Below are 7,889 nucleotides of genomic sequence, written 5' to 3'. Positions count from 1 at the left end.
CGTTCCCATTCCGAACACGAAGGTTAAGCCCTGTAACGCCGATGGTACTATGGCGGAGACGCCATGGGAGAGTAGGTAGCTGCCGGATGAATAACGCCTGACGATAGGGAGTGCAGGGTAAGTAACCCGCTCCCATCCGAGCCAGGTCGGTTAAGCCCTGCAGGGCCGATGGTACTGTGCTGGAGACGGCTCGGGAGAGTAGGTAGCTGTCGGATGATATGAAAAGCTCTAGAGTTATTCTCTAGGGCTTTTTTATTTTTTGGTGTAAAAACCCTTCTCCACTTTTATATATGTTTACGCTAAATGGGATTGAAAAATATTTAACAAATTACAAAAGTCGATGATATTTTACCAAATGATGTGAACATATTAAATTTATAGTAAATTTTAGAGATTTGTAAAATTTGATTGCCAAAATTTTGAGGTGTAAAATTATTCCGAGAGATGCATTATTCATAAATGGGAGGGGAAATAATTGAAAAAATCTCTACAAAAATTGACAGCAATCTTAACAGTGTTGTTTGCAATGCTTTCCTTTACAGGCTGTGGCAAGCAAAGCGCAGCGCTTCGGGGGAATAATAGCCAGGAAAAACAGATAATAACAATTGGAGTGATGCCCGACACAGATTCCATACCCCTAATAATTGCAGAGCAAAGAGGATATTTTAAAGATGAGGGGGTAAACGTAAAGCTTGAGCATTTTAAAAGTGCCAGGGACAGGGACAGTGCACTTCAAAGTGGAAAGCTCGATGGGGTAATTACAGATATCCTGGCCCTTATCTTTGCAAGGGAGGGTGGATTTGATCTTAAAATCACATCCAGCAGTGTGGGGGATTATAAGATGGTTGTGGGCAAAAACTCAGGTATCACCTCCGCAGATAAGCTAAAGGGAAAAAGTGTAGCCCTTTCTTTAAACACACTAATCGAATATTCTACAGACAAAATACTTCAAGCATCCAACCTTAAAATCGAAGATGTTAAAAAAATGTCTATTCCTGAAATCCCAGTTAGATTAGAAATGCTCCAGAATGGAAAGGTTGATGCTGCTACCCTGCCTGAACCACTGGCAACTGTAGCTATTAAAAATGGGGCAAGCTTAATAAATAGTACAAGCAAGCTAGGTATAAATCCGGGTATAATAGCATTTTCCCAAAAATCCATTGATACGAAGGGAAATGAAATTGCTGCAGTGTACAGGGCATATAACAGGGCCATTGAATATATTCAGAATAACAAGCCTTCTGACTATATGGATGTGGTTATAAAGGCTGCAGGATTTCCTGAGGGTGTAAAGGATGACCTTGTTCTTCCTGAGTACAAAAAGGCTGAAATGCCAAGTGAAAAGGAAATAAAGGATGTAATTGAATGGATGAAGGATAAAAAGCTTATAAAGAATGATTATAAAATAAGTGAGCTTATATATGATAAGTTTATAAATTCAGATGGAAAGTAGCTGTATTTATAATTAGCTATAAAAGCTCCTTACATACTTAAATGATAATCGCGGAGGGTTGCAATGAGTAGATATTTTGGAGAGAGGGAAATTGAACTTTTAGCTCCCGTAGGAACTTTCAATGACTTTCAGGAAATAATCAAAAGCTCTGCTGATGCAGTATATTTTGGTGGGAAGAAATTCAATATGAGAATGCACAGAAGCAACTACAATCTCACCTATGAGGAAATAGAGTCAGCTGTTTCAACTGCCCATTCACTGGGCAAAAAGGTTTATATAACCTTTAATAACATGATGAGTGACGAGGAAATAGAGGAAGCTGAAGATTACCTTTTATTTCTTGACAGAGTAAAGCCCGATGCACTAATTGTACAGGATTTTGGCGCGTTAAAAAGGATAAGGGAGTTAGGCTTAAACCTTCCACTTCATTTAAGCGTAATGGCTAATGTACATAATAGACAGATGATAGATAAGGCGCTGGAACTTGGAGTTACAAGGGTTGTAGTTTCAAGGGAAATGCCCCTTGAAACAATAAGGCAGCTGTCCAGGGAAACTGCCATGGAATTTGAATACTTCATACATGGTGATATGTGTGTAACCCATGGGGCACAGTGCCTCTACAGCGGCATTCTCTTTGGGAAGAGCAGCAATAGGGGACTCTGTATGAAACCCTGTAGATGGCCCTTTAAATATGATAATGAGCAGGAAGAGTTCCTTTACCCACTGGCCGTAAAGGATATCAGCCTATACAGGCATTTACCTGAACTAATACAATCAGGTGTCTGTTCCTTTAAGATAGAAGGGCGTATAAGGGACAGCAGCTATCTGGTTGGTCTTATAAATTTATATGGACAGGCAATAGACAGATATATAAGCGATCCTACGGGATATTACATTGATGATGAGCAAAGCAGTACTCTCTATGAAAACAGGGTTAGAAACCTTTCTACTGCCTATGCTTTTAAAAAGCCTGGGAGCATAAATATAGATATAGAAGGTAAAAGGGAGCCAAAGGTATTTAGCAGGGCAGTTGAAGAGTTTGAGATAAACAAAGAGAGAGTTGAAAAAATAAAAAGTCGGGTATTACCCGAAGATAAAAAAGATCAAAAAACACAGCTTGCGGTTAAGGTAAATAGCCTGGATGCCCTGAAAAAGGCAGTTGATAATGGTGCGGACATACTTTATTTGGCAGGTGAAGTATTTAAAAAGGACAGGCCCTTTACAAAGAAAGATATAAGAGAGGCAGTGGCATATTCAGGTGACAGGAAGGTATATTATGTCCTTCCAAGGATGATGTATCCACGCCAGTTTGAGGAATTTGATTTCCTGGTTAAGGACTTAAAGGCCTTAGGAATATCAGGGCTTTTGATTTCGAACCTGGGGCAAATAAAGGAATATGAAAATTCTGGTTTAGAGCTTATAGGTGATTTTGGATTAAACTGCTATAACAGCACATCTGCTGAGTTTTATAGCGAACAGGGATTGAGCAGGATAACAGCCTCTATAGAAGCGCCATTTAAGGTATTAAAGAGCCTTTTAAAAAACAGTCCTGTGGATATAGAGGTTATAGTACAGGGGGCACCAACAGTGATGTATATGGAACACTGTATAGCTGCATCGAAACATGGTGTAACCTCCCATGACTGGTGTGAGGATTATTGTATTAAACGGGACATGCATTTAATAGATGAGATTGGTAGTAGTCATCCCATTTATGCGGACCAGTACTGCAAGAATCATCTGCTTCCAGTGAAGGACCTATGCTGCCTTCCTGTTTACAACGTCCTTAGCTCCCTTGGGGTAAAGGTTGCGAGGATAGAGGGCCAGCACTACAGCCCTGAGGTTCTTGGAAAGGTTGTTTCATTGTATAGAAACCTTTGTGATTTATCAGGAACTGAAAAAGCCTTCAAATTAGTAAGTAAGCTTAAAAATATAACAGGTAGGGGTCAGAGCCTTCATGCATTGAATTATGATTAGGGGTGAGGTGTTTGGAAAAGAAGTACTTAGGACCCGAAAAGATTATCGATAAAAAAAAGGAATATTTAATACCATGTTCATACCACTTTTACAGCAATCCTCCACAGATTGTAAAGGGAGATATGCAATATTTATTCGACAGCAGCGGTAAAAGATATATTGACTTTTTTTCTGGTGTATCTGTAATGAACTGCGGTCACTGCAATCCGGAGATATTGGAAAAAACCATAGAGCAGATGAAAACCCTTCAACACACCACGACTATTTTTCTAACTGAACCCATTGTAAGCCTGGCAGAGAAGCTTGCAGAAGCTACTCCGGGAAGTTTAAAAAGAAGCTTCTTCTGCGGAACGGGTTCCGAGGCAAACGAAGGAGCAATGCTTCTTGCCAAGCTGTATACGGGAAATAACGAGTTCATAGCCCTTAACCTTGGACTCCACGGAAGGACGCATTTAACCATAAGTGTTACAGGAATAGGAATGTGGAGAACAGATCCATTCCCGGCAGGAGGAGTGCATTTTGCACCAAACCCGTACTGCTACCGTTGTCCATATAAAAGTGTAAATGATGAATGCGGCATGGAATGTGTACAGGCAGTGGAAAATGTGATTAAAAACCATACATCGGGAAGGGTTGCCGCTATGATTGCAGAAACCATACAGGGAAATGGCGGCATCATTACGCCTCCAAAGAACTACTTTAAGGAACTTAAAAATGTCCTTGATAAATGGGAAATTCCACTTATTATAGATGAGGTTCAAACGGGATTTGCAAGGACAGGAAAGATGTTTGCCATTGAACACTATGAAGTAGAGCCTGATATTATGACAGTTGCCAAGGCACTTGGAAATGGAGTTCCTATAGCTGCATATATTACAAACGATAAAATAGGTAAAACCTTTACAAAGCCGTCAGCATCTACGTTAGGAGGAAATCCTGTATCAGCTGCAGCGGGAATAGCAGTGCTTGAATATATTGAAAGACATAATCTTATTAAAAGGGCTGAAACTCTAGGAAAAAGGCTCAAGGACGGCTTACTTAAACTTAAAGATAAATACAGCATCATAGGAGATGTAAGGGGAATTGGACTTATGCTTGGTGCTGAGCTTGTAAAGGAAAACAAGGAACCCGCAACCAGGGAAACGGATATTATACTTGAGGCCCTAAAGGATAGGGGTATTATAATAGGAAAGAATGGAGAGTATAGAAATGTTCTGGCCTTCCAGCCGCCCCTTGTCATTTCTGAGGAGGATATAGATTCACTAATAATTGAGCTTGATAATGTTCTAGAAAATGTTACAATTTAATATATTAAAATTAAAGGAGTGTTGTGTTCATGAAAGTAGTTGTTTCACCTGACTCTTTTAAAGGAAGCATGTCAGCTAAGGAAGTGGCAGATGCTGTTGAGAGGGGAATAAAAAAAGTTGATGAAAGTATAGAAGTAATAAAAGTTCCAATGGCTGACGGAGGAGAGGGAACAGTTCAGTCCCTTGTGGACGCTACAGGGGGAAGAATAGTTAAATTAACGGTTAAGGACCCCCTTATGAGGGATATAGAATCTTTCTATGGAATATTAGGCGATGGAAAGACCGCCGTGATAGAGATGGCTGCGGCCTCCGGGCTTCCACTTTTAAAGAAGGAAGAAAGAAATCCTTTAGTAACTACTACATATGGAACGGGACAGCTTATAAAACATGCCCTGGATATGGGATGCAGGAACATAATAATGGGAATAGGCGGAAGTGCGACTAATGATGGCGGTACAGGGATGGCTGCTGCACTTGGAGTAAAATTCTTTGATAGGGAAGGCAATGAGATAGGTTTTGGAGGCGGGAGCCTTAAAGACCTTGATAGAATAGATATAAGCGGGCTTGATGAGAGGATAAGGGAAAGTACAATTGTTGCTGCCTGCGATGTGGACAATCCATTGGTTGGCCCTGGAGGTGCTTCCTATATATTTGGCCCCCAAAAAGGAGCAGATGAGAAAATGGTTGAATTCCTTGACAAGAACCTCGAGCACTATGGAAATATACTCGAGAAAACAATGGGGATTCCAGTTGTGAATTGTCCTGGTGCAGGTGCTGCAGGAGGCCTCGGAGCAGGTCTTATGGCATTTTTAAATGCAGAACTAAAGAGGGGAATTGATATTGTAATTGAAACATCTGGCCTTGAGGAAAAAATGAAGGGGGCAGATCTTGTTATTACGGGGGAGGGGATGATAGACTATCAGACTAGATTTGGAAAGACACCCTATGGTGTAGCAAAGATTGCCGCAAAATATAACATACCTGTTATAGCAATTGCTGGAGGAATAGGAAAGCAGGCAGAGGAGCTATATGAATATGGTTTTAATTCTATTTTTTCAATTGTAGACAGGCCTATGACGCTGGATGAGGCGATGGAAAGGGGAAGCCTTCTGGTTGAAAATACAGCAGAGAGGATTATGAGGGTGCTTAAGATTAATCCTTAGTGGTTTTTAATGAGGAATATTGATTATATATAAGCTGTTAATCGATGTTCCTCTTAACAAAATTCACCAAAAGATTATGAAAACAATTTCTAAATTAATCCGCTGTTCCAATTCAGGAACTAAGCGGAGATAAAAAATATATGAAATTCACATAAAGCTAAGAGCTAGAAGTTCTTGGCGAAGGGATGCAGAAAAATCCTGGAACTTTCGTTTGTTTGAGCATGGCGAGTTTAACGAAAGTTCTTGATTTTTCAAATCCCGAGCCTTGGAACTTCTTTGCAAAGCGTACTGGTGAATGAAATATATTTTTTATCGCAGCGCCGGTCTGTAAATTTATCTGCTTTTATTCCAATGGACTTTTCAGAGTAACACAACAAATTAAATAAAAGGGGGATTTTAAATGGCTCAGGGACCAATGCTTATCCTAATTCTACTTCTTACAATCATTTTTATCGTCATTGCCACATCCAAGTTCAAACTTCATCCGTTTTTATCGCTTATTGTGGCTGCATATGGTTTAGCATTTGCAGCAGGAATTCCATCGGAGAAGATAGCAGAAATTATAACTTCAGGCTTTGGAGGTACTCTAACATCAATTGGTATTGTAATTATCTCAGGTACAATAATAGGCACCATACTTGAAAAGTCCGGTGCAGCTGTGAAAATGGCAGAGATAATCTTGAAGGTCGTTGGAGAAAAAAGACCTGAAATTGCAATGAGCATAATAGGATATATTGTATCAATTCCTGTATTCTGCGACTCTGGATTTATTATACTTTCTTCATTAAACAAGAGTTTGTCAAAGAAAACTAAAAAATCCCTTGTTGGCATGTCAATAGCACTTTCAACAGGGCTTTATGCGACACATACCCTGGTTCCTCCTACACCTGGCCCAATTGCAGCGGCTGCAAATTTAAAACTTGATAATATTTTAATGGTTATTGTCATTGGAATGATTATAGCCATACCAGCTGTTATCGTTGGAAATGTCTTTGCAATAAAATATGCTTCAAAGTTTGCAGCCGTTGACAGCGATGAGGAAAACGTAAAATCCTATGAAGAAGAGGTTGCAAAGTATGGAAAGCTTCCATCGGCGTGGGCTTCCTTCGCTCCAATAATAGTTCCAATACTTCTTATGGCCTTTGGTTCAATTGCGAAGTTCCCAACAGCTCCCTTTGGAAACGGAAAATTGATGAAGCTTCTTACCTTCCTTGGAACTCCGGTAAATGCCCTTCTTGTTGGTGTAATATTTGCGTTCTTTCTACTTCCAAAGCTTAATGAGGAAACCCTGTCAGGGTGGATTGGACAGGGATTAAAGGATGCTGCAATAATAATGATAATAACCGCAGCAGGTGGTTCATTGGGTTCCGTTATTAAGGCTACAAACGTTGGAACGTATCTTGGGGAAAGCTTGAAGACGTTAAACGCTGGCATATTCCTTCCATTTATAATAGCAGCGGCCCTTAAGACTGCACAGGGTTCATCAACGGTATCACTGGTTACAACATCAGCCCTAATGCTTCCGCTTCTCCCGTCCCTTGGGCTTGCAAGCGAAATGGGGAAGGTTCTAACCGTTATGGCAATAGGTGCAGGTGCCATGACAGTATCCCATGCAAACGATAGCTACTTCTGGGTTGTATCACAGTTTGGAGGAATGGATGTCAAAACCGCATATAAAACCCAGACTGTTGCAACGCTGCTTCAGGGAGTTGTGACGATAATCGCTGTATTTATTGCATCGTTGATACTTTTATAATAAATCAACCCATTTCAGTATCTTCGAAAGCCATAACCAGCACAACAAATTAAATTATCAAAACGGGTAATGCTGTTTTGAATTTGTCCCAGAGCATAAAGCCGACGGGGAAAGAGTAGTGGTTATGAAACTTTGAAGAAATCTTAAATTGCAATATTAAATGCAACACCCCGTGAAAAAATCATGTAGAATAGGGTTAGTGTAAACCATACTTAACCTTAAGCCCATCTTAA

At 40.1% G+C, this 7,889-nt stretch carries 5 protein-coding genes and 2 rRNA genes; all 7 read left to right on the top strand.

Features of this window, described 5'->3' with window-relative positions:
• A 5S ribosomal RNA gene (gene rrf / locus EDD71_RS14760) occupies nt 1-88 on the top strand; the annotation flags it as partial.
• A gap of 11 nt (nt 89-99) precedes the next feature.
• A 5S ribosomal RNA gene (gene rrf / locus EDD71_RS14755) occupies nt 100-215 on the top strand.
• 260 nt (nt 216-475) lie between these two features.
• Complete coding sequence (locus EDD71_RS14750) at nt 476-1,453, top strand: ABC transporter substrate-binding protein (protein ID WP_207669362.1); 978 nt, start codon at nt 476-478, stop codon at nt 1,451-1,453.
• Nucleotides 1,454-1,516: 63 nt separating this feature from the next.
• Complete coding sequence (locus tag EDD71_RS14745) at nt 1,517-3,430, top strand: peptidase U32 family protein (protein WP_133629483.1); 1,914 nt, start codon at nt 1,517-1,519, stop codon at nt 3,428-3,430.
• Nucleotides 3,431-3,441: 11 nt separating this feature from the next.
• Entirely contained in the window at nt 3,442-4,737 is a 1,296-nt protein-coding gene (locus EDD71_RS14740; protein WP_133629482.1) for an aspartate aminotransferase family protein, read from the top strand.
• Nucleotides 4,738-4,766: 29 nt separating this feature from the next.
• Nucleotides 4,767-5,900, top strand: a complete 1,134-nt coding sequence (locus EDD71_RS14735) for a glycerate kinase (protein WP_133629481.1) — start codon at nt 4,767-4,769, stop codon at nt 5,898-5,900.
• 400 nt (nt 5,901-6,300) lie between these two features.
• The gene (locus EDD71_RS14730) at nt 6,301-7,656 is read left to right on the top strand and encodes a GntP family permease (protein ID WP_133629480.1); all 1,356 of its coding nucleotides are present in this window, start codon (nt 6,301-6,303) and stop codon (nt 7,654-7,656) included.
• Nucleotides 7,657-7,889 lie beyond the last annotated feature (233 nt).

The organism is Fonticella tunisiensis (assembly GCF_004364155.1).
Classification (GTDB): Bacteria; Bacillota; Clostridia; order Clostridiales; family Caloramatoraceae; genus Fonticella; species Fonticella tunisiensis.
Note: the sequence above shows the minus strand (reverse complement) of the source record. Positions and strands in the feature narration are given on the sequence as shown.